This window comes from Pseudorhodoplanes sp. (assembly GCF_059499825.1).
Genome location: NZ_JCABZI010000014.1, coordinates 82117 through 103234, shown reverse-complemented (window position 1 = coordinate 103234; position 21118 = coordinate 82117). Strand labels below are relative to the sequence as shown.

The window sequence follows — 21118 nt, the reverse complement described above, 5'->3', positions numbered from 1 at the left end:
CGTCAGCCTTCTATCTTGGAAAAATCCGCCACGGTGCGGGTCGCTTCGCGGATCCGGTTTAGCAGGATCAGCCGGTTCTCGCGCAGCGCCTTGTCGTCGGCATTGACGGTGACCTTGTCGAAGAAAGCGTCGACCGCCGGCCGCAGCTTCGCCATCGCCGCCATGGCGCCGGCGAAATCTTCGTTGGCGTAGGCTGCGCCCGCTTCCGGCGCGATTGCGACCATCGCCTCCGCCAACGCCCTTTCTTCCGGCTCCTTCAACAGCGACGGATCAGGATCGCCGTCATAGCTCCGGCCATCCTTCTTCTCCTCGATCCGCAGGATATTGGCCGCGCGCTTGGTGCCGGCGAGCAGGTTCTTGCCGTCGTCGGTTTCGAGGAATTTGGCCAGCGCCTCGACACGCCGTACGATGGTGACGAGATCGTTCTCGCGCTCGACAGCGAGAACCGCATCGGCGAGATCGTGCCGCGCGCCCTGCTCGCGCAACTGCACCTTCAGGCGGTCGGCGAAGAAGTCGCGCAGATCCGAGCCGGTCATCGCGTCATAGCTCAACTTGAGCGCTGACAGGTCATCGGCGCCCTTCGAGGCTTCGCCGACGAATTCCTTCATGAAGGACTTGCCCTGCTCGAGATAGCCCTCGGTCGCGAGGGCAAACAACTCGCTGAGATTGAGACGCAGTTCGTTCGAAAGGATGATGCGGATGACGCCCAGCGCGGCGCGGCGCAGCGCATAGGGGTCCTTCGAGCCGGTGGGCTTTTCGTCGATCGCCCAGAACCCGACCAGGGTATCGATCTTGTCGGCGAGCGCGACGGAAATCGAAACCGGATCGGCGGGAACGAGATCGCCCGGTCCGACCGGCTTGTAATGATCCTCGCAGGCATGGGCGACGGCATCATCTTCGCCTTGCGCCAGCGCGTAATACTTCCCCATCAGCCCCTGCAATTCGGGGAATTCGCCGACCACCTCCGTCAGCAGGTCGGCTTTCGCGAGCGTGGCAGCGCGCTCCGCCTTGACCGGATCGGCATTGATCATCGGCGCGATCAATCCCGCGAGCCGCACGATGCGCGCAATGCGTTCGGCCTGGGTGCCGAGCTTCTGATGGAACACGATCTGCGCGAATTTCGGCAGCCGGTCTTCCAACCGCGTTTTCAGATCGGTCTCGTAGAAGAATTTCGCGTCCGACAGCCGCGCGCGGATCACGCGTTCGTTGCCGGCGACGATTTCCTTGCCACCATCCACCGCTTCCATGTTGGAGACGAGAATAAAGCGCGGCGCGAGTTTCGCGCTTTGCGGATCGCGCACCACGAAGCACTTCTGGTTGTTGCGGATGGTGGTGCGGATCACCTCCGGCGGGATCGCGAGGAAGCTCGGATCGAATGAGCCCATCAGCACCACCGGCCATTCCACCAGACCGGCAGTTTCGGCCAGCAGGCCTTCGTCCTCGATCAGCTCATGGCCCTGCGCGAAGGCGAGATTTTTTGCTTCGGTCGAGATGATTTCGCGGCGCCGCTCCGGATCGACGATGACCTTGCCCTTCTCGAGCTTCGTCATCCAGTCGTCCTGGCGGCGCACTTCGATCGGGCCCGGCGACAGGAAGCGGTGGCCGTAGGTGACATTGCCGGACGTCACATCGCCCAGCGTGAACGGGATGACCTGCGGGTCCTCGGTCTCGGGTCCGAAGGTGGCGACGATGGCATGCAGCGGCCGCACCCAGGTGAGCGCCCCCGGTTGCGCGGATTGCCGCCCCCAGCGCATGGATTTCGGCCAGGGAAACTTGCGGGCGATATCCGGCAGGATATCCGACAGCACCTCGATCGCATCGCGGCCGGGCTTCTCGATCACCGCCACATAGAACTCGCCCTTCTTCGGGTCCTTCTCGATCTTGGCCTGGTCGAGCGAGGTCAGCCCCGCGCTCTTCAGGAAGCCCGCGACTGCCGCCTCCGGCGCACCGACACGCGGCCCCTTCTTCTCCTCGCGGATATCCTTCTGCCGCGCGGGCACACCATGGACCGCCAGCGCAATCCGGCGCGGGGTCGCGAAAGCCTTCGCGCCCTCATAGACGAGGCCTTCCTCGACCAGCCGGTCGGTGACGAGCTTCTTCAAATCCTCCATCGCGCGCTGTTGCATGCGCGCGGGGATTTCTTCGGAAAAGAATTCGAGCAGAAGATCGGGCATGTGACTATTGTTCGCTCGATAAGCGTTTCTGAATCGCGGTCTGATACAGGCCGATCAGTTCTGCGACGCTGATGCTGAAAGCGCCCGCGCCATCGGAAGCGATCGAGGACAGCCAGTTTTTGCGCAGCTGTTCGAAACTCGCGGTGGGCTCCGACGAGCCGACATTTTCCAGAAGGCAGGCATCGAGCCCCTCCGGCATCATCGGCGCATGATCGATCCCAAGTATTTGCGTGCCGCCGCTCGCGGGATCGCGGACCGGCATGCCGGTGACCCAGATCGAGACGATCAGACCGAGTCCCTCCACATCATCCAGCGCCCCGATGATCGTGCGCGATTCCGGAAGCGGCGCATCCGCGAAGGTCCAGACCTGACCGACCGCATAGCGGCTGTCCGTCAGCATTGCGGTCATGCCCCGCCGGCTTCGGTGGCGAGCCAGGCGGCGCCGCAGGCCTTTGCCAGTTCGCGCACGCGCAGGATGTAGCTCTGCCGTTCGGTGACGGAGATCACGCCGCGGGCATCAAGCAGATTGAAGACGTGGCTTGCCTTGATGCATTGGTCATAGGCAGGCAGCGCCATCAGGTGCCGGCTTCGGTCACCGTCCGCCCATCCCGCATCGAGGTATTTCTGACAGGCCGCTTCCGCCATCCTGAATTGCGCGAACAGCATGTCGGTATCGGCGTGTTCGAAATTGTGCCGCGAATATTCCTGCTCGGCCTGCAGGAACACGTCGCCATAGGTGACCTTCTTGTCGCCGCTCTGCCCGTTGAAATTGAGGTCATAGACCCGCTCCACGCCCTGCACATACATGGCAAGCCGTTCGAGCCCGTAGGTCAATTCACCTGCAACGGGTGCGCATTCAAAACCCGCGACTTGCTGGAAGTACGTGAACTGGCTCACCTCCATGCCGTCGCACCAGCATTCCCAGCCCAATCCCCAGGCGCCCAGCGTCGGGCTTTCCCAGTCGTCCTCCACGAAGCGGATGTCGTGGACCTTCGGGTCGATGCCGATGGCATAAAGCGATTTCAGGTAGAGGTCCTGCAGGTCGTCGGGCGACGGCTTCAGGATCACCTGGAACTGGTAATAATGCTGCAGTCGGTTCGGGTTTTCGCCGTAGCGGCCGTCCTTCGGCCGCCGCGACGGCTGCACATAGGCCGCGTTCCAGGGCTTTGGCCCGAGCGCCCGCAGCGTGGTCGCCGGGTGGAAAGTCCCCGCGCCGACTTCCATGTCATAGGGCTGCAGGATCACGCAGCCATGATCGGCCCAGTAACGCTGGAGCGCGAGAATGAGGCCCTGAAAGGAGCGCGTAGGCTCCGAGGCCAAAGCTGTATCGGAGACGGACATTTCGGGCGGAATCCGAGGGGTTTTGTGCTGCGCGGTTGTCCTATCGGCCGGGCCGGAACCGGTCAAGGAATTCACCGGATCAAAGCCGCCAAAGCCAGCCAAATACTGCCGTAAACCATTGAAATAGAGGGTCCGGTTCGTCATGGTGGCGAGCTGGCGGATGTTTGGGGGGCTGCGGCCCGCCGGTGGGGGGTCAATGGCAAAGCCGACTGTCATTATCGTGGGTGCCGACAAGGGTGGCGTGGGCAAAACCACGGTCTCGCGCACCATTCTTGACTATTTTACCGCCCGCAACGTGCCGATCCGGGCCTTCGACACCGAATACCCTAAAGGGACGCTGAAGCGCTTCCACCCCGACATCACCGAGGTTGTGGACGTGACCCAGGTCCCCGACCAGATGAAGATCTTCGACACCCTGTCGGACGCCAAGGTAACGCTGATCGACGTGCGGGCCGGCCTGCTCTCGACCACGCTGGCGGCGCTGCGCGATATCGGCTTCCTTGAAACCGTCAAGCGCGGGCAGATCGCGCTCGGCGTCGCCCACATCGTCGGCCCCTCGATCGCCTCGCTGAACGAGATCGCCGACATCGCGCCGTTCGTGACCGACGGCAAATATTATCTGGTCAAGAACTTCATCAACGAGACCAGCTTCTTCGACTGGGACCAGACCACCTACGACACCTATTTCAAGAAGGTGAAGGACGCGGTCGATATCACGATCCCGAAGCTTAACGAGATGGCCTACGAGCAGGTCGAGCTTGCGTCGGTCCCGTTCGTCACTTTCGTCGCCAATAAGGGTCCGCGCGACGCGCCGGCGAATTACTCCTTCGTGCTGCGTGGCTATGTCCGGCACTGGCTCGGCAATGTGTGGGCCGAATTCGACCGGGTAAAGCTGGCGGACCTTGTGGGTCCGGCCATCACGCCCGCCGGCAAGGCGAACGAAAAAGGGCTTGCCGGCCGCGCCGCAGCGATCCACGACCAGTCACGCAGCGAGCGAAGCTGACGGCGCGCGCTCCTCGCTACAGGGGCGGCACTATCCCGGTACGTCCGCGGTGAGTTCCTTGTCATGTCGTCGCGGCAAAAAGCCATCTATATCGTCTGCTCGCCACGCCAGCGCGTTGGCAAGACGTTGGTCGCACGGGCGCTGACCGAATTCATCCTCGCGGACGGGCGCGCCGCAATCGCCTTCGACGTCAATCCGAACAACACCGCGCTGTACGGCTTCCTGCCGCGCAACACCGCGCGCGCGGACCTCGACACCACCCGCGGCCAGATGGCGCTATTCGACGAACTGATCGCCGAGGACGAGGTGGTCAAGGTCATCGACCTTGGCGATCAGGCGTTCGAGAAGTTCTTCACCCTGCTGCGTCAGATCGGACTCACCGAGGAGGCGCAGCGTCGCGGTATCAACGTGGTGACGCTGTTCATCGGCGATCCCGACCCTCGCTCCGCGAAAAGCTATGCGCGGACCTATGAGAGCCTGCCGCAAATGGCGCTGGTGCCGGTGCACAACGAATTCGTCGCGAACATGCAGGATTACATGCGGGACTTTCCGAGCCCGGTGCCGCGGGAGCGGCCGGTTCGCTTTCCGGTGCTCAGCCCGTTCCTGAAGTCGGTCGTCGAACGGCCGGGCTTTTCATTCGACGATTATCTCGATCGCCACACCGGCCCGCGCACCGAACTGCACGAATGGATCGACCGCGTGTTCGTGGAATTCCGCGAACTGGATTTGCGGCTGCTGCTGCGCGAATTGAAATCGTCGCTCGTGCCGCCGCGATGATCCGGGCGAAGGCCCCTGCCCGCTTTCGATCAATGTCCCTCGAACGAGACCAGCGTGCGCACCGTTACATCGAGCGCGCGCAGCTTCGCGGCGCCGCCGAGATCGGGCAGATCGACCATGAACACTGCGGCGACAACTTCCGCTCCCATCTGGCGCAGCAGCTTCACCGCGCCTTCCGCCGTGCCGCCGGTCGCGATCAGGTCGTCCACGAGAATGACGCGCTCACCCTTCGTCACCGCATCCTCATGCATCTCCATCTCGTCGATGCCGTATTCCAGCGAATAGGCGACGCGCACGCTCTTGTGCGGCAGCTTGCCCTTCTTGCGGATCGGAATGAAGCCGGCGGAAAGCTGATGCGCGATGGCGCCGCCGATGATGAACCCCCGCGCCTCGATGCCGGCGATCTTGTCGATCTTCAGGCCGGCCCAGGGCTGCACCAGTTCGTCGACGGCGCGGCGAAACGCACGCGCGGACCCAAGCAGGGTCGTGATGTCGCGAAACATGATGCCGGGCTTGGGATAATCCGGAATGGTCCGGATCGCGGCCTTGAGGTCATTTTCGAGCACGGGGCTGTTCATGTCGGTATCGGTCTCTTTGAATGGTCTCGGCGGGCGGGCGCAATGTGACCAAGCCGGGCGCCATGCGCAACCGGCTTGATCCGCCGAGACGCCGATGGCTATTCCCGCAACTTGGCCAGGATGGCGCCGATGACGTTGGAATAATCATCGGTCCAGACCCATTGGTCCTCGTCGGCCTCCTGCTCGACCCATTTTTCGTTCTTGGCGAGCGAGCCGAAATCCTCGTCGCGGCGCGCCACCGCCACCACCAGCGAGCCGAAAATGTGGTTCTCGTCGTCATAACCCTCGTCGGAATCGCCGGCGCGGGACACCAGGTCGTTCGCCTCCGCGACCCCGGCGACCACCGGAGCGAGCGTCATATGCTTGTTCGAGATGTGCATCAGGATCATGCCATCCGGCTTGATCTTGTCCTTGAAGATCGCCATCGCTTCCTTGGTCAGGAGATGCGTCGGGATGGCGTCAGACGAAAACGCGTCAATGATCAGGATGTCGTATTGGCCGTCCGGCGAATCCGCGAGCGTGAGCCGCGCGTCGCCGATCACGATTTTCGCGTCCGGCGCGCATTCGGACAGGAACGTGAAGCGCCTGGTGTCCTTCGCGATCTGTACGACCGTCGGATCGATTTCGTAATACGTCAGTTGATCGCCCGGCTTCATCTGGCAGGCCAGCGTGCCAGTGCCGAGGCCCACGACCGCAACATTGATCGGCCCGCCGCGCTTCTCGCGTGCCGCCACGAGGCCCTGCGCCATCGGTGAAAGGTCGTGGTAATAGGTGATCGGCGTCGGTCGTCCGGTTACCGGGCGGCCATCGGGGTGACGGATACGCTGGGCACCGTGCTCGATGGTGCCGTGCTTCAGAATCCGGAACTGGCCGGCGTCCGATTCCATCACCTTGTGCACGCCGAAGAAACTGCGCACGAAATCGCGCTTGCCTGCATCGGCGCCGAACAGCACCACGAACATCAGCGACGCTGCGATCAGTCCGGCAAAGGTCAGCACATAGTGCGAGAAGCCGAATGCCAGCACCAGCAGCGCGGCGACCCAGAGATTGAAGGCGCTTTCGGTGAATTCGTATCGCCAGACATACGAGGCAAACAGTGCGAATGCCGCTCCGGCGATGATCAGCACCCAGGTTACGATCTCTAGCTTGCTGCGCGGCCAAGCGAGGCCCGGCCGGCACAACGCGGCGAGGATGATGAGCAACGGATATTCCGCGACCCATGAGAACAGATGCTGGGCGATCAATCCCGCGAAGATGCCGCCAATCACTCCGCCCAGCGACAGGTAGAGATAGAACGAGGTCAGATAGCGCGCCGGCGGGCGTCGCCGCGCCAGTTCGCCGTGGCACATCAATGCCAGAACGAAGAAGCCGACGAGGTTGAGCGCAATCAGCACCACGATTTGATCGGCGGCCCCGAGCGCAAGCGACACCACCAGCATGATCACCGCAAGCGGCGCGATGAAGGTCACGAACCTGTGCGGCAGGATCGGTCGCGACTGGAACGCGATCACGAAGGTCGCGAGATAGAGCGCCAGAGGTACCACCCACAGGAACGGCGCAGCCGCTACGTCGGTCGATATATGCGCCGTGATGGCGATCAGGAGCGCAGATGGCACCGCGGCAAGCGCGATCCAGATCAGCGCATCGCGGAACGTCGGCGGCGCGGCGTCGTCGGTCGCGATGTCCGGCAGCGCATCGCGCGAGCGCAACAGGAACACGCCACACAGGGCGATCAGCAGGATCAGCGCATAGAAGCCGACCGTCCACCCCATCGTCTGCTGAGGCAGGCGCGTGAACGGCTCGATCGCGAACGGATAGGCCAGCAATGCCAGGAAGCTGCCGACATTGCTCGCGGCGTAAAGGAAGTAAGGGTCTTTCGCCTGCGGATGGCCGGTGCGCGCGAACCAGGCCTGAAGCAGCGGCCCGTTGGCGGACAACGCGAAGAACGGCAATCCGATCGAGGCGGCGAACAGGCCGAGCAGCCAGAATTCCTGGCCGGCGGCCGGCGGGCGGCCCCAGCCCGCGGCGATCCCGAGCGGCAGCGCGAACACCGCCACCACCATCACCACCAGATGCACCGCGACCGAAACCCGGCCCGGCACCAGCCTTGTCAGCGCATGGGCATAGGCATAGCCGGCCAGCAGCATCGCCTGGAAGAAGACCATGGCCACCGACCAGACCGCGGGCGTGCCGCCAAGCTTGGGCAGCACCATCTTGGCGAAGAGCGGCTGGACCGCGAACAACAGCGCGGCGCTGACGAAAATCGCAGCCGTGTAGGTGACAAGCAGAAGCCTGAAGGAGGACGTGTTGGCCGGCATGGGGAATGCTCTGAGACGGGCGAGGGTTCAGTTCCATCCGGGTGTCGCCGGCCGGACGGGGACTTATAGCGTACCGAAACCTGCACGCCTCATGAATTTGCCGTTCACCGGTTCAGGATTCGCGCAGCCACGGCGTCGAGCTTCTTCACGAGTGCCGGATCGCGTGCATCGGGGGCGGTGATGATGGCGGAATCCAGCGCCCGGTCGGAACCGATCGGACAGGGCTCATGCTCACGTGGGAAGTCGCGGGCGAGCCGCCCGACCAGACGTTTCGCCTTCTCCGCATTGGCGGTCAGCACTGCGATGATATCGGACACGGTGACGGCATCGTGGTCGCGATGCCAGCAGTCGAAATCGGTCACCATGGCGACGCTCGCGTAACAAATCTCGGCCTCGCGGGCGAGCTTCGCCTCCGGCATGTTGGTCATGCCGATCACCGAATAGCCGAGTTGCTGATAGGTCAGGCTCTCGGCCAGCGTCGAGAATTGCGGTCCTTCCATGCACAGATAGGTGCCGCCGCTCACCGGTAAGATTCCTTCGGCGCGCGCCGCCGCATCGATCCGGTTGAGCAGGTTCGGCGACACCGGATGCGCCATCGACACATGCGCGACCAGTCCCTTGCCGAAGAAGGAACTCTCGCGCTTGTAGGTCCGGTCGACGAACTGGTCGACCAGCACGAAGGTGCCGGGCGGCAGCGTTTCCTTGAACGATCCGCAGGCGGAGAGCGACACCAGATCGGTCACGCCTACGCGTTTCAGCACGTCGATATTGGCGCGATAGTTTATGTCGGACGGCGACAGCCGGTGACCCTTGTCGTGCCGCGGCAGAAACACCACGGGCAGGCCCTCGATCTCGCCGATCCGCAGCGCGCCGGACGGCTCGCCCCAGGGAGACGCAACACGTTCTTCGCGCGCATTCTCGAGCCCCGGCAGATCATAGATGCCGGAACCGCCGATAATGCCGAGAACGGATTTGGTCATGGTGCTTTCGGAAAAGTGAAAGGCCCCGTTTAGGGGCCTTTCGTCAGGATACCGGGCGCTTGTATTCGGTCGGCGCGCGCTTCTCCTCGAGAATTTCGGGATGCGCCTTCACCGCGGCCCAGACCTTCTTCTTGGTGAAGTACATCAGGCCGGCGAGCACGATCAGGAACAGCATCACCTGCAGACCGATACGCTTGCGCGCTTCCATATGCGGCTCGGCGGCCCACATCATGAAGGCGGTCACGTCTTTCGCATATTGCAAAGCCGTCTGCGGCGAGCCGTCTTCATAGGTGACTTGGTCATCGCTCAACGGGTTCGGCATGCCGATGGCATGTCCAGGGAAATACTTGTTGTAGTGCGTGCCGTCCGGTAGCGCGAAACCCTTCGGCGCCTCGACATATCCGGTCAGCAGCGCCGTAAGGTAATCGGGCCCCTGCTCCTGATATTGCGTGACCAGATCGAGCAGGAACCAGAGACCGCCGCGTTCATAGGTGCGGGCCTTGGCGATCACCGAGAGGTCCGGCGGCAGCGCGCCGCCATTGGCTGCACGGGCGGCATTGTCGTTCGGGAACGGCTTCGGGAAACGGTCGGCGAGACGACCCGCGCGGTCGAACATTTCGCCGGCATCGTTCGGTCCGTCCTTCACCTGGTACTCGGCCGCGATCGCCGCGGCCTGCCGCGTGGTAAAGCCTGGCCCGCCGGGCTCGGCGAGGTTGCGGAAAGACAGCAGGGACAGGCTGTGACAGGCCTGACAAACCTCGCGATAGACCTTGAAGCCGCGCTGCAGCTGACCGCGATCGAATTTGCCGAACGGGCCCGAGAACGACCATTTCTGCTTCGGCGGCATTTCCGCGTCGCCGGCTGCGAAGGCCGGCACCGAAAGACCTGCGACCAGCGCAAGAGCGATGAGAGAGCGTTGTATCGTCATGTGCGTGCGTCTCCTGCCGCTCAATGTCGCGTCGGCGCCGGTGCCTGGGCGCCAATCGGGACGCCCTCCTTCAGCACCGATTCCGCGATCGAGTTCGGCAGCGGCTTCGTTTTCTCGAACCGCGAGAGCAGCGGCAGGATGATCAGGAAGTGCGCGAAATAATAGAAGGTCAGGATCTGCGAGGCGATCACGTAGCCGCCTTCCGCGGGCTTGGCGCCGAGATAGCCCAGACCAAGGCAGACCGCGACGAAGATCCAGAAGAACTGACGGAACAGCGGCCGGTAACGCCCCGAGCGGACCTTCGAGGAGTCCAGCCAGGGCAGGAACACGAGGATCCCGATCGAGGCGAACAGGGCGATCACGCCGAGCAGCTTGTTCGGGATCGCGCGCAGGATCGCGTAGAACGGCAGATAGTACCATTCTGGCACGATGTGAGCCGGGGTCACGGCCGGGTTGGCCGGGATGTAGTTGTCTGCATGGCCGAGATAATTCGGAATGTAGAACACGAAATAGGCGAAGAACAGCATGAAGCAGACCATGCCGAAGCCGTCCTTGATGGTCGCATACGGCGTGAACGGCACTGTGTCCTTGTCGCCCTTGGGCTCGACGCCGGCGGGATTGTTCTGGCCGACCACATGCAGCGCCCAGACGTGAAGGACGACCACGCCGGCGATCACGAAGGGCAGCAGATAATGCAGCGAGAAGAAGCGCTGCAGCGTCGGATTGCCGACCGAATAACCGCCCCAGAGCCAGGTGGTGATGGTCTCACCGACCAGCGGAATCGCCGAGAAGAAGTTGGTGATGACGGTCGCGCCCCAGAAGCTCATCTGGCCCCAGGGCAGCGTGTAGCCGAGGAAGCCGGTCGCCATCATCAGCAGATAGATGATGACGCCGAGGATCCAGAGCACCTCGCGCGGCGCCTTGTAGGAGCCGTAATACATGCCACGGAACATGTGGATGTAGACCGCGATGAAGAACATCGAGGCGCCGTTCTGGTGCAGGTAGCGCAGCAGCCAGCCGTAATTGACGTCGCGCATGATGTGCTCGACGGAATTGAAAGCGAGCGATTCATGCGGCGTGTAATGCATCACCAGCACGATGCCCGTGATGATCTGCACCGCCAGCATGAACGACAGGATGCCGCCGAAGGTCCACCAGTAATTGAGGTTACGCGGCGTCGGATACGCGATGAACGAGGAATGGACCAGACCCGCGATCGGTAGCCGCGCTTCCATCCACTTCATGAATGCGTTTTGCGGCTGGTAGGTCGAATGTCCGCTCATCGGAGAAGCCTTCTAGGGAGAATCTTCAGGGACGTCGTGTTGGCGTCAGCCAATCCTGATTCTGGTGTCGGTGAGAAATTCGTACGGCGGAAGCGCGAGGTTGCTCGGCGCGGGGCCCGAGCGGATGCGGCCCGACGTATCGTAGACCGATCCGTGGCAGGGGCAGAAATACCCATTATACTCGCCGGAATGCGCGATCGGAATGCAGCCGAGATGGGTGCAGATGCCGATCAGGACCTGGAAATTGGCGTGTCCCGCCTTGACCCGCGCGGAGTCCGGTTGCGGGTCCGGCAGGCTCCGCAGATTGACGTCCTCGGCTTCCTTAATCTCTTTCGGCGTGCGGTGATTCACGAAGATCGGCTTGCCGCGCCAGAACACCTTGATCACCTGCCCTTCGGCGATGGGCGTGAGGTCCACTTCCACCGGCGCACCGGCGGCGATTGTGGAGGCGTCGGGGTTCATCTGGAAAATCAGCGGCCATGCCGCGAAGGCGGCGCCGACGGCAGCGACCGACCCTGTCGCCACGTAAAGGAAGTCGCGGCGCGTGTGGGCCGCCGATGATGCAGTTGATGCCACGGTGAAAGTCCCTCTTCCGTCGTGCCGGGAGCCTGCGCGTGCTGCAAACCATCGAGGGCTCTGCCGCTTCGTCCGACCCTCGGGTGGCGAGCAAACCGGCCACGTCCGACCCGTGGGAAGGCCATCAGTGGCGATCCGGCGGCGTGTTATTGGCACCCTTACCGGGGGAGTGCAAGTGTGCCATTGCAACTCTGATAAAAAGTCGCACAAGTCCTTAGCCGAACGTCGTATTTCAGTGCGCTGGAGCACGGATTTTTGATCTGTCTCAATGTCCCCGCCATCGCGCTCTTCGAGCCGGACATCCCGCAGAATACGGGGACGATTCTCCGTCTCTGTGCCTGCTTCGGAATCACCGCCCATCTGATCGAACCGGCCGGCTTCCCGGTCACCGATCGCGCCTTCCGGCGCGCGGGCATGGACTATCTCGATCAGGTGACCATCGAGAGGCATGCCTCGTGGGCCGCATTCGATGCGTGGCGGCGCGAGAACGGGCTCGGGCTCACCCTTTTCACGACACGCGGCGCCGGCAGCTATCTCGACCATGACTACCGTCCGCCGCAGGTGCTTTTGTTCGGGCGGGAATCGGCGGGCGTGCCGAAGCCGGTGGTCCAGGCGGCGGACGCGCGGCTCGTGATCCCGATGCGGGCCGGCATGCGCTCGCTGAATGTGGCGATGACCGTCGCGATGGCCGCAGGCGAGATGCTCCGGCAGCGGCAACCGGTCCCGTAGCGGCTCATGCAGGGCCGAGTTCCGGCACCCACGGCACCTCAAGCACTTAATCCGAACAACCGTCCGCGACCGGCGTTACATTGGACCAAGGTCAACTCGTCATCGGTTCCAGAAGCCTGCCATGCCTTTCAATCCCGACTACACAAGCAACGAGCCGCAACGCGCCGACATCGATGGCCTTGCCGGTCCGGCGGTTCTCGAATTCGGCAGTGCCTATTGCGGTCATTGCCGCCGCGCGGCTCCTCTCATTGAGCAAGCCTTCGACGGGCATGCGGACGTCCGTCACATCAAGATCGAGGATGGCAGTGGGCGCCCGCTCGGCCGCTCGTTCCGGGTGAAGCTGTGGCCGACACTCGTCTTCCTCAGAGACGGCCGGGAGGTCGGCCGGCTGGTCAGACCGGCCGAGGGCCGCGAGATCGCCGCGGCGATGGAAGAGATCGACGCCCGCGATCCGAACCCATCCGCCTAGCGTGTCTCTCGGCCTCGCAACGTTTCTGGGTCTGGCAGCAGCGGCTTTGACGACCATCGCGAACGTGCCGCAGGTCTGGAAGGCGTGGCGCACCGGGGAAACCCGGGATCTTTCGCTCGCGATGACGCTCATTCTCGCCGCCGGGCTCGGATTGTGGGTCGTCTACGGCGTCCTGAAGTCCGACCCGGTCATCATCGTCGCCAACGCCATCGCCATGTTGCTCGCACTGGCCCTAGCCGGGTTGAAGCTGCGCCACGGATGAGACCTGGATGATGACCCTTGGACCGAGCGCTCAATTCATTTTTTGCGGCGCCGCCGTCGCTGTTCTTGTATAGGTTCCGCGGTCAGCGACCGGGCTGCAGGGAGGATGGATGTACGATCTGACGCCGACACGGCGGGCCGTGATGCTTGGGCTGCTCGCCGCACCCTGCGCCGGCGCTTTCCCGCGTGCCATCGCCCAGGACGCGCCCGACCTCTCGACACTGAAACCCGGACAATTCATCTGGGCGCCCGAGCGCGCGCCGACCGGGCCGGTCGTGGTCCTGGTCTCGATCCCTGACCAGCGCGTCGCGGTCTATCGCGACGGCCGCCTGATCGGCGCCTCGACCTGCTCTACCGGCAAGCCGGGGCACACCACTCCGGCCGGCGTGTTCGTGATCCTGCAGAAGGACAAGAACCACCATTCCTCGACCTACAATAACGCTCCGATGCCTTATATGGAGCGCCTCACCTGGCAGGGCGTGGCGCTGCATGCGGGTAACCTGCCCGGCTATCCGGCAAGCCATGGCTGCATCCGTCTGCCGCTGGAATTCGCCAAGCTGCTGTTCGGGGTCACGACCCTCGGCACGCCGGTGATTGTCGCCGACAGCAAGACCGCAACTGCCGATATCCGCCATCCCGGGCTGCTGATCTCCGGCCATCTGGAGGACATGGCGCGCTCTGCCGTGCAGCAGACCGCGGCCAAACCGCATCACCCCGAAACTGCCACCGTGCAGACCCACGAAGCCGCCGCCTTCGTGATTTCGACCGCCGACCGCAAGCTGATGGCGTTCGTCAACGGCAACGAAGTCTTCAGCGCCCCGGTAACCCTGAAGGCACCGGAGGCATCCTACGGAAATCACGCCTTCACCCTGACCGGCCCGGATTCGGATCCGCGACACATGAAGTGGATGGCGATCGGGCTGGACGCGGCGCATACGCGCGACTCCGACCAGATCGTGGCCTCGACCCTCAACCAGGTCGACTTGCCACCCGATGCGGCCAAGCGCGTGCTCGCGCTGATGCATCCCGGCTCGACCATGGTGATCACCAACAGCCCTGCAACCGCCGCGAACCGCACCGGTCCCGGCTTTACGATCATCACCCATGACGACGCCTGACCCCGCACGGATAGACCGCACCGCAGTCACCGGCGCACTCCCGCCGCTCGAGGCCGATCCGGCGCTCGTCGAGGCCCGCAAGGCGAAAGCGCGCGCGTGGTTCGAATCGCTGCGCGATCAGATCTGCGGCGCGTTCGAACGGCTCGAGGACGACCTTCCAGCCGGTCAGCCGCAATCCGGCATGGCGCCCGGGCGGTTCGTCCGCACGCCCTGGAACCGCACCGACCACACCGGTTCGCCGGGCGGTGGCGGCGTCATGTCGATGATGAAGGGTCGCGTTTTCGAGAAGGTCGGCGTTCATTGCTCCACAGTCTTCGGCGAGTTCGCGCCCGAATTCCGCAAGGAAATTCCGGGCGCCGACAGCGACCCGCGGTTCTGGGCCTCCGGCATTTCGCTGATCGCGCATCCGTGGAATCCGAATGTCCCGGCCGTGCATATGAATACCCGCTTCGTGGTCACGACGAAGTCGTGGTTCGGAGGCGGCGCCGACCTGACACCGGTGCTCGATGCGCGCCGCAATCAGCAGGACCCGGACACCGTCGCTTTTCATGCGGCGATGCAGAAGCCTTGCGATGCTCATGCCGCCATCGCGCCCTATGAAAAATACAAGGCGTGGTGCGACGAGTATTTCTTTCTGAAGCATCGCAACGAGCCGCGGGGGATCGGCGGAATTTTCTACGACTGGCACAATAGCGGCGACTGGGATGCCGACTTCGCCTTCACCCAGGATGTCGGCCGCGCCTTCCTTGAGGTCTATCCGCGGCTTGTGCGGGGGAATTTTTCCAAATCCTACGGCGAGGCGCAGCGCGAGGAGCAGCTGGTGCGGCGCGGCCGTTATGTCGAGTACAATCTGCTCTACGACCGCGGCACGATCTTCGGATTGAAGACCGGCGGCAATGTCGAATCGATTCTGTCTTCGCTGCCGCCCATCGTGAAATGGCCCTGACCGCGACGCGTTGTACGAATTACGTGGCGGTCATCGCACGGCCTTGAGGTCGGCCGGCGAAATCAGAACGCCGAAATGCTCGCACCAGATCACGACGCTTGGATATTTGCCGGCGTCTAGCCCCGCTGGAATCGCGTAGCGCTGGCTGCCCTTGAACGAACGCAGCCGCCCCAGATCGACGAACATCGACTTCGTCACCTGCTCTTCCCTTCGCACATTCGCGGCAGGGACGAGATAGACGTGATATTTGGGTCCAGGCCCGACTTCGAAATCCGACTCGAGAAAAACTGCGCTTTCGTAGACGCTCACCTTGCCCCGCCCCCAGTGAATCGGGTCGGCCGGATTCGCGTGGATGAAGGTTCCGTTAGCCACATTTGCAATCCGGTCCGTTTCCAGAAGCATCTCGGCGGCCGGTGGCGGTGGAAAAACATAGGGGAACAGGAAGAAACCAAGCGCGACTCCCGCACCTGTCCCCAGCAAACCGCCGAGCAGAAAAAGAAGCAAACCGGGCGAAAAACCGCGCATTTTAGGCTCCTTTTATTGTTTTTTGGCCGGTTCCCAAAGGGAACCGCTAAGTGTCTGAAGTTCCGACCTTTTTATCGGTATGGTTATGGGTCCGTTATTTGTGACATCTGCGACACACTGGGCAGAGATCGCGCTCCAAGGCACGATTGTGGCAGATTTTTAGACACTTCTGCCGTAATTGGTCCGTACACGCGTTGCGGGACGGCACACTTGGTACGTCTTCGTGACACACACACCCAAGAAGGAAATGGGGGAGCTCATATGCGTAACTTCACAATCGCCGCGATCGCGGCCACCGGCATCGCGCTCGGTGCGGTTCAGTCGGCCTCTGCAGCCGACATCGCCCGTCCGGTCTACAAGGCAGCGCCGGTCGTCATGGCCTACAACTGGAGCGGTTTCTACATCGGCGGCAACGTCGGCTACGGTTGGGGCAAAGGCGACTTCGACAATCTCGGCACTTCGGCGTCCACCTGGAATCAGGATGGCGTCTTCGCCGGCGGCCAGATCGGCTGGAACTGGCAGGCACCCGGTTCGAACTGGGTTTGGGGTATCGAGGTCGATTCGCAGTGGGCCAACCTTGAAGACAGCGTGACCGTCGCCGGTGGCGGCGTTGTTGCTAACGCCTTCTCGGAACTGACCTACTTCGGCACCGCGCGCGGCCGCATCGGCTATGCTTGGGATCGTGCGATGCTCTACGCCACCGGTGGTGTCGCGTGGGGTACCAACGAAGTCGGCGTCAGCATCGCCGCTCCCGGCTTCTTCGCCGCTGGAACGGCTTCCGACACGCATGTCGGCTGGACGGTCGGCGCAGGCCTCGAGTGGGCGCTGCTCGACAACTGGTCGGCCAAGGTTGAGTACCTGTATCTCGACCTCGGCAATGCGCAGTACCTCGGCGGCCCGGCCGCTGGCGGCTTCGATGTCGACCTGACCGCGCACACCGTGAAGGTCGGCCTCAACTACCGTTTCGGATACAGCAAGGCTCCGGTTGTTGCTCGCTACTGATCGGCTCCGAGCTCTCTCCTAAACTCGAAAGCCCCGGCGAAAGCCGGGGCTTTTTTCATGTCCGGCTTCAGGGCTGCTTGATCGTCAATCCCGGTGATTCGCTGCCGCATCGCCTGCGATCGCCGAAACCGCCTCGGGATCGGACGGGAAATCGGCCGCGATCCATGAGGCCTCCGCATCGCGCAGCGCCGCACCGAGCGCCGGGCCCTTCGCCACACCGCGCGACATCATCTCGGCAGCCCCGATGGGAAACGCCGGCGGCTGCCAGCGATCGGGCAAAGCCAGAAGCTCGCGCCAGCGCGAATCGTCCGGCGCGTCCTGCGACCGGCTCCAGGCGAGGAGCACGCGGTCCGCATATCCGGCCGGACCGAGCCAGTAGAGCAGCGCGCGAGCAGCCCGCGGCGTCAGGTCTGCCCCGACACGCCACCACCCGTCCGCCATCACCTGCAACCGGTCCCGCTCCGCATTCGAGAGGCGAAGCCGCTCGAACAGACGTTGCGCATCCTCTTCGACGAGCACGGCAAGCGCACCGATCCTGCGCACGGCGTCGAGCTGCTCGCCGGACGCAGCCTCGATCGCGGTCATTTTTTCGAACGGCCGCAAATGGGGAACCCCGCCCAGAAGCGCCACCAGCAGGCCGGCTTCAGTCATGACGCCGACCGCCGCAGCCGCGCGGCGCGTAACCAGCAGCTTCAGCAGTTCCATCCGCACCCGCTCGCGCGACAGCGAGGCAAGACCGTCGCGCGCGGCGATGCAGGCATGCAGCGCGGCCGGATCGGGTTCGCCGTCGCCATAGGCGGCGTGAAACCGGAAGAAGCGGAGGATACGCAGATAATCCTCGGCGATGCGGGCCGCGGCATCGCCGATGAAGCGAACGCGCCGCAGGTCGAGATCGGCAAGCCCGCCGACATAGTCATGCACCGCCCCGTCTCGCGACGCCGACAGGGCGTTGATGGTGAAATCGCGCCGCTCCGCATCGCGCCGCCAGTCACGGCCGAACGCCACCTTCGCCTTGCGGCCATAGGTTTCGACATCCTCGCGCAAGGTGGTGACTTCGAACGGAACGCCGTCGCAGACGACCGTCACCGTACCGTGCTCGATCCCGGTCGGGACGACGCGCAAATGCGCGGCCTGTGCGCGCCGCACGACCTCATCCGGGCGAGCGGTGGTGGCGATGTCGATTTCGCCGACCGGCTCACCGATCAGCGCATTGCGGACCGCGCCACCGACCACGCGCGCCTCTTCGCCATCGCGATCGAGCAGACCAAGAAGACGGGCCAGCGATCCCCCGGTCAGCCACGCGGCATCCCGAAGATGCGGCCGCTGCCCGCTCATTTGAAATGCCCGGGGATGAGCTTTCCGTCTTCCATGTGAGGCGGGACATAGGTCGAGCCGGCAGGCTGATAGCCGATTTGCCCGAGCATGACGAAGCCCGCGATCATCAGAATCACCGCTGCGGCCGTCAGCCAGCCGACGGTTTTGGCCGGCCAGGATTCCGCCTGCAGAACGCCGGCGCGCGTTGCGTACAGGAACAGCGCGTAGACCGCGAACGGCGTCAGGAAAAGCACGATTTCAGTCAGGATCGGCCGAATCATGCGCCGTACACCTTGTCACGGAGGCTGCGGAAAATGCCCGCAGTCACGCCCCAGATATAGCGCTCTCCGAACGGGATCGCATAATAGCTGCGCATCATGCCCTGCCATTCCCGGCTGTGGGTCTGGTGGTTCGACACTTCCATCATGAACGACAGCGGCACCTCGAAGGCATCCTCGACTTCGCCGGGATTGAGCGTCAGCGTGAAGCCCGGACGAACGCGCGCCACCACCGGCACGATCCGGTAGCCGAGCGTCGTCATGTAGACGTCGAGATATCCGAGCGGTTCGACCTCACTCGGAGCGAGACCGACCTCCTCGTTCGCCTCGCGCAACGCAGCCGTCAGCGGACTCGCATCGGTGGCGTCGATCTTGCCGCCCGGAAACGCGATCTGCCCGGCGTGCTGCTTCAGATGGGCCGTGCGCTGCGTCAGCAGAACCATCGGCTCGTCGCGGTCGATCACCGCGATCAGCACGGCGGCCGGCTTGATCGGCCGCACTGCCGCCATCGCCTTCACCACCGGGTCGGCGTCATGGTCGCCGCGCAGCGGCAGCGAATCGGGATCGGTGAGACCTTGAGGTGGATCGAGCGCCAGAACGGCGCGTGCGCGTTCGAAGAAGTCGCTGCGCGGCATTATCTCTGAAGCGGTATCCGTCATTCGTTCAGCTCAAGTCATCGAGTGCGTCGGCCCGGGTCATCGGAAAGAACGCATCACCCGACGCCACCCCAAACTTACGCTCGCCGCCAATGTCGCGCTCCTCGCCGAGTTCGACCAGATCATAAAACAGGGCGCGCGTGACCTTGGCCCACAGGTCGCGCCGCACGTGAATGTAAGGCTTCAAACCTCCCGAGCCTTCCTCGCGCTCGAAGCGCATCGCATGCGCCGCGTCGCACGCGATCCAATCATCAACATTGGTCCGGAAATGCAAGCGCGGCCCCGACGCCGTGTCTTCACGCCGCATCTCCACGGCAAGGAACGGCGCGTCATCGACCACGATGCCGATCTTCTCGACCGGGGTAACCAGGAAGTACTTTTCGCCTTCGCGCTTCAGCACCGAGGCAAAGAGGCGCACCAGCGCCGCGCGCCCAATCGGCGTGCCGAGGTAGAACCAGGTTCCGTCGGAGGCAATGCGGATATCGAGGTCGCCGCAGAAGGGCGGGTTCCACAGATGCACCGGGGGCGCCCCCTTGTCCGCGGTCTCCAGGACGGCCGCGGCGATACCGTCCAGTCCCAAGGTATTGTCCTGCCTTCGCTTTGCCATGGTTTGAACTGAGCCTGACCGATGATGCCCGATAGCGGGTGTCAACGCGCAATAGTGATCGGGGCACCATAGCCTGACACCGGAAAAAATAGCGTAAGCTCGGCTGGTTTCAGCCTCGCCGTCCGCCGATTCGACGGTGTGTTTACGATCCGCCTGAAGAACACCTTGGCGCAGTTGTTGCATCGGTTTCGATGGATATATGGCCCTTGACGGGCGACGGACGATGGAAGGAACGAAAACAATGCCGGCAGCCGGCGAAAGCATTGAAAAGCTGGAAGACATGATTGTCCGCGCGGCGGAATTGACCGCGAGCCATGCCCGGGCAGCAAAAGATGCGATCGGCTCCGTCATCTTCGGTCAGGAGCGTGTGATCGAGCAGGCGCTGATCACGATTCTGTCAGGCGGCCACGGCCTTCTGGTCGGCGTGCCCGGTCTCGCCAAGACCAAGCTGGTGGAGACCATGGGCACGGTGCTCGGCATGGACGCGCGCCGGATCCAGTTCACCCCGGACCTGATGCCCTCCGATATTCTGGGATCGGAGATTCTGGAGGAAGCAGCCGACGGCAAGCGCAGTTTTCGTTTCCTGCCGGGTCCGATCTTCGCGCAATTGCTGATGGCCGACGAAATCAACCGCGCCAGCCCGCGCACCCAGTCCGCGCTGCTGCAGGCGATGCAGGAATTGCATGTCACCGTCGCGGGCCAGCGCCACGACGTGCCGAAGCCGTTCCATGTGCTCGCGACCCAGAACCCACTCGAGCAGGAAGGCACCTATCCGCTGCCGGAAGCACAGCTCGACCGGTTCCTGATGCAGATCGATGTCGACTACCCGGATCGTGACGCCGAACGGCGCATGCTGTTTGACACCACCGGTGCCGACGAAGCGAAACCGAAAGCGGCCATGAGCGCCGAGGATCTGATTGCAGCGCAGCGGCTCGTGCGGCGCCTGCCGGTCGGCGAGTCGGTGGTCGAAGCCATTCTCGCGCTGGTGCGCTCGGCGCGTCCCGAGAAGGACGACCAGGATGCCACCCGCAAGCTGATCGCATGGGGACCCGGCCCGCGTGCCAGCCAGGCGCTGATGCTCGCGGTGCGCGCCCGCGCGTTGCTCGACGGACGGCTTGCGCCCTCGATCGACGATGTGGTGGCGCTCGCCATTCCGGTGCTCAAACATCGTATGGCCCTGACCTTCCAGGCGCGCGCCGAAGGCGAGACCGTCGATGCCGTGATCGGCCGGCTGCAGTCGCGTCTCGGCTGACGC

General features: G+C 63.6%; 21 protein-coding genes and 1 pseudogene. 9 read left to right on the top strand and 13 right to left on the bottom strand.

The window, feature by feature from the left end; all coding sequences use genetic code 11:
- Positions 1-2 precede the first annotated feature (2 nt).
- Genes glyS through AC5I5I_RS20255 form a run of 3 tightly spaced genes read right to left on the bottom strand, consistent with a single transcriptional unit; the run spans position 3 to position 3515 of the window.
- Complete coding sequence (glyS, locus tag AC5I5I_RS20265; RefSeq protein ID WP_495976002.1) at positions 3-2174, bottom strand: glycine--tRNA ligase subunit beta; 2172 nt, start codon at positions 2172-2174, stop codon at positions 3-5.
- Positions 2175-2178: 4 nt separating this feature from the next.
- On the bottom strand, positions 2179-2583 hold the full coding sequence (locus AC5I5I_RS20260) for a hypothetical protein (RefSeq protein ID WP_495976000.1): 405 nt from the start codon (positions 2581-2583) through the stop codon (positions 2179-2181).
- A complete protein-coding gene (locus AC5I5I_RS20255; RefSeq protein WP_495975998.1) occupies positions 2580-3515 on the bottom strand; it encodes a glycine--tRNA ligase subunit alpha in 936 nt (311 codons plus the stop codon). Before AC5I5I_RS20255 ends, AC5I5I_RS20260 begins: the two co-directional genes overlap by 4 nt.
- Positions 3516-3711: 196 nt before the next feature.
- Between AC5I5I_RS20255 and AC5I5I_RS20250 the strand changes: the two genes are divergently transcribed.
- Positions 3712-4518, top strand: coding sequence for a P-loop NTPase family protein (locus AC5I5I_RS20250; protein WP_495975996.1), 807 nt, complete (start codon positions 3712-3714; stop codon positions 4516-4518).
- Between the two features lie 63 nt (positions 4519-4581).
- A complete protein-coding gene (locus AC5I5I_RS20245) occupies positions 4582-5295 on the top strand; it encodes a P-loop NTPase family protein (protein WP_495975994.1) in 714 nt (237 codons plus the stop codon).
- Positions 5296-5324: 29 nt separating this feature from the next.
- Here the strand turns inward: AC5I5I_RS20245 and AC5I5I_RS20240 are convergent, their stop codons facing one another.
- From AC5I5I_RS20240 to petA, 5 genes and pseudogenes are all read right to left on the bottom strand, one after another.
- On the bottom strand, positions 5325-5873 hold the full coding sequence (locus AC5I5I_RS20240; protein ID WP_495975992.1) for an adenine phosphoribosyltransferase: 549 nt from the start codon (positions 5871-5873) through the stop codon (positions 5325-5327).
- Between the two features lie 98 nt (positions 5874-5971).
- Entirely contained in the window at positions 5972-8191 is a 2220-nt protein-coding gene (locus tag AC5I5I_RS20235; RefSeq protein ID WP_495975990.1) for a fused MFS/spermidine synthase, read from the bottom strand.
- Positions 8192-8295: 104 nt separating this feature from the next.
- Complete coding sequence (locus AC5I5I_RS20230; RefSeq protein ID WP_495975988.1) at positions 8296-9171, bottom strand: S-methyl-5'-thioadenosine phosphorylase; 876 nt, start codon at positions 9169-9171, stop codon at positions 8296-8298.
- Between the two features lie 115 nt (positions 9172-9286).
- Positions 9287-11382, bottom strand: a pseudogene (locus AC5I5I_RS20225) (cytochrome c1); the annotation flags it as partial.
- 45 nt (positions 11383-11427) lie between these two features.
- Positions 11428-11958 (bottom strand): ubiquinol-cytochrome c reductase iron-sulfur subunit, encoded by a 531-nt coding sequence (gene petA, locus AC5I5I_RS20220; protein ID WP_495975986.1) that lies wholly within the window; start codon positions 11956-11958, stop codon positions 11428-11430.
- A gap of 255 nt (positions 11959-12213) precedes the next feature.
- Between petA and AC5I5I_RS20215 the strand changes: the two genes are divergently transcribed.
- The 5 genes from AC5I5I_RS20215 to hemF all read left to right on the top strand — a co-directional run bounded on the left by AC5I5I_RS20215 (position 12214) and on the right by hemF (position 15481).
- Entirely contained in the window at positions 12214-12687 is a 474-nt protein-coding gene (locus AC5I5I_RS20215; RefSeq protein ID WP_495975984.1) for a tRNA (cytidine(34)-2'-O)-methyltransferase, read from the top strand.
- Between the two features lie 121 nt (positions 12688-12808).
- On the top strand, positions 12809-13156 hold the full coding sequence (locus AC5I5I_RS20210; RefSeq protein WP_495975982.1) for a thioredoxin family protein: 348 nt from the start codon (positions 12809-12811) through the stop codon (positions 13154-13156).
- A 1-nt stretch (position 13157) separates the two neighbouring features.
- Positions 13158-13418 (top strand): SemiSWEET family sugar transporter, encoded by a 261-nt coding sequence (locus AC5I5I_RS20205; RefSeq protein ID WP_495975980.1) that lies wholly within the window; start codon positions 13158-13160, stop codon positions 13416-13418.
- Positions 13419-13527: 109 nt separating this feature from the next.
- Positions 13528-14535: a L,D-transpeptidase gene (locus AC5I5I_RS20200; RefSeq protein ID WP_495975978.1), complete on the top strand. Its 1008-nt coding sequence runs from the start codon at positions 13528-13530 to the stop codon at positions 14533-14535.
- Positions 14522-15481: an oxygen-dependent coproporphyrinogen oxidase gene (hemF, locus tag AC5I5I_RS20195; protein WP_495975976.1), complete on the top strand. Its 960-nt coding sequence runs from the start codon at positions 14522-14524 to the stop codon at positions 15479-15481. Before AC5I5I_RS20200 ends, hemF begins: the two co-directional genes overlap by 14 nt.
- 30 nt (positions 15482-15511) lie before the next feature.
- Here the strand turns inward: hemF and AC5I5I_RS20190 are convergent, their stop codons facing one another.
- A complete protein-coding gene (locus tag AC5I5I_RS20190; protein WP_495975974.1) occupies positions 15512-16006 on the bottom strand; it encodes a DM13 domain-containing protein in 495 nt (164 codons plus the stop codon).
- Positions 16007-16267: 261 nt separating this feature from the next.
- On the opposite strand from AC5I5I_RS20190, the gene AC5I5I_RS20185 reads away from it, so the two are divergent.
- Positions 16268-17008, top strand: a complete 741-nt coding sequence (locus AC5I5I_RS20185; RefSeq protein ID WP_495975972.1) for an outer membrane protein — start codon at positions 16268-16270, stop codon at positions 17006-17008.
- A gap of 84 nt (positions 17009-17092) precedes the next feature.
- On the opposite strand, the gene AC5I5I_RS20180 is transcribed toward AC5I5I_RS20185, so the two are convergent.
- From AC5I5I_RS20180 to AC5I5I_RS20165, 4 genes are read right to left on the bottom strand one after another with little or no spacing between them, the layout of a single operon-like run.
- On the bottom strand, positions 17093-18343 hold the full coding sequence (locus AC5I5I_RS20180) for a CCA tRNA nucleotidyltransferase (RefSeq protein ID WP_495975970.1): 1251 nt from the start codon (positions 18341-18343) through the stop codon (positions 17093-17095).
- Entirely contained in the window at positions 18340-18603 is a 264-nt protein-coding gene (locus AC5I5I_RS20175; protein ID WP_495975968.1) for a DUF6111 family protein, read from the bottom strand. The genes AC5I5I_RS20180 and AC5I5I_RS20175 overlap by 4 nt, the downstream gene beginning before the upstream one ends.
- Positions 18600-19259: a CoA pyrophosphatase gene (locus tag AC5I5I_RS20170; protein ID WP_495975966.1), complete on the bottom strand. Its 660-nt coding sequence runs from the start codon at positions 19257-19259 to the stop codon at positions 18600-18602. The genes AC5I5I_RS20175 and AC5I5I_RS20170 overlap by 4 nt, the downstream gene beginning before the upstream one ends.
- Before the next feature lie 4 nt (positions 19260-19263).
- Positions 19264-19863, bottom strand: coding sequence for a DUF1285 domain-containing protein (locus AC5I5I_RS20165; RefSeq protein ID WP_495976308.1), 600 nt, complete (start codon positions 19861-19863; stop codon positions 19264-19266).
- A gap of 241 nt (positions 19864-20104) precedes the next feature.
- On the opposite strand from AC5I5I_RS20165, the gene AC5I5I_RS20160 reads away from it, so the two are divergent.
- On the top strand, positions 20105-21115 hold the full coding sequence (locus AC5I5I_RS20160) for an AAA family ATPase (protein ID WP_495975965.1): 1011 nt from the start codon (positions 20105-20107) through the stop codon (positions 21113-21115).
- Positions 21116-21118 lie beyond the last annotated feature (3 nt).